The 1,612-nt window shown below is 58.3% G+C and carries 1 pseudogene; it reads left to right on the top strand.

Features of this window, described 5'->3' with window-relative positions:
- A pseudogene (locus QZ269_RS13045) lies at window positions 1-1,366 on the top strand (hypothetical protein); the annotation flags it as partial.
- Between the last annotated feature and the right edge of the window lie 246 nt (window positions 1,367-1,612).

Genomic DNA, 1,612 nt, shown 5'->3' with positions numbered 1-1,612 from the left:
CGCCGCGAGCATCGACGCCGACCTCAAGTTCGGCCCCGCTACCCTGAAGGGCGCTTACGTGGCCAGCTACCAGACCCTACTCGTGCCTAACAGCAACCTCGACAATGCAGATAAGGCTGGTTACGTGCAATTCGGCGTGGATTACATGGGCCTGAAGGTCGATGCCAACTACCGCTACATTGACCCGGCCTTTGAAGACGGTTACGCGGGCATGTCCAGCAATGATGCTGGCTTCTACGGTGGTACTAACGGGTACCAAAGCAGCGCCCCCTTCGGCCCGAACGAAAATGGCTACGGCGCAGAGGCTAGCTACGGCTTCGGGCCGGTCAAGCTCGGCGCTTACGTCAACAGCTTCAAGGCTGCGAAGGACAACTATGGCCCGTCCTACGGCCTAGGGGCTCGCCGCCAGACCGCCTGGGGCGTCAATATCGGCAGCACCGCCATGCGCGGCCTGAGCCTGACCGGTTTCTACAACAATGCGGCGCTAGACGGCAACCGGATTTCGGAACTGTTTGGGAATGACACGGCGGAAAACGGCTACGATCAGCTCGACTTCACCGATCCGCTGCTCAAGAACAGCAGCAATTTCGGCGTTTCGCTGGCCCACGACGGTAAAGCTGCCGACGCGCTGGTCAAGAACCTGGCCATCAACGCGATCTACGCACGCTTCTACGACGATAACGCCAACGTACAGGAATACAAGTACGACGACTTCCGTGTGTGGGCCAGCTACACCGGCAAGTTTGGTCCTGTCAACGTGACGCCTTTTGGCCGCTTCCACTCCTTCCGTAACCCAGTGGCCGGACAGGTCATTCCACAGGATAAATACACCAGCGTCGTGGGTTATGAAGGCCTGACCAATGAAATCAATTCCTACACCACGGTCAAGGGTGGCGTGCAGATCAGCACCGATCCTCTCGACATCGTGACCAAGCCCAGCCTGTTCGGTGGCGTTTCGGCCCGCAGCACCAAGTTTGATCAGCAGGGCGACGCGACGACCGAAACCTTCGCCAACGTGGGCGTGACCCTTAACGAGTTCCTGTTCCCCAGCAACAAGCTGAGCGTCGGCTACTCGTACTACGAGGGCAAGAACCTGGGTGACGGCGGTTATGGCGACGGCGTCGGCGTGGGCAACAATGCCTTCTCGGCTACCGCTGACCGCCTCTACCGTGGCCCCCAGAGCGCCGGTATCGCTCCCTGGAGCGCCGCGCAGGGCAACACCAACGTCAAGCTCAATGGCGTGTACGGACAGTGGGAAGGCTGGGGTTTGAAGGCTGCTTACGGCGTCTTCGATTACACCAACCTGAACACCAACGCCAAATCCACTGCCCAGGCGTTCAAGGTCTCGACCAAGATCGTTTTCTAAGCGCGCCTGCTGAAGCCCAACTTTGACAGAGCTTAAACCGACTTTCCACTCGCGCTCTGCCAGATAGCGCCCCTCTAGAAGCACCCTTACCCAAGCCGACTTTCCTAGTAAAAACCCCTGCCACACGCGGGGGTCTTTACTTTTGCCCGCTTTTAGAGCATTTTGCAAAAACAGTAGTCCGGAACCTTTTTGACCAAAAAGCAAGTGGGGTCGGTTACGTTGGTGTGTGAAGACTCAACGAACGGC

Source organism: Deinococcus sp., assembly GCF_018260405.1.
Lineage (GTDB): Bacteria > Deinococcota > Deinococci > Deinococcales > Deinococcaceae > Deinococcus.
The sequence above is the reverse complement of the archived record's forward strand: the minus strand, read 5'-3'. Positions and strand labels throughout refer to the sequence as shown.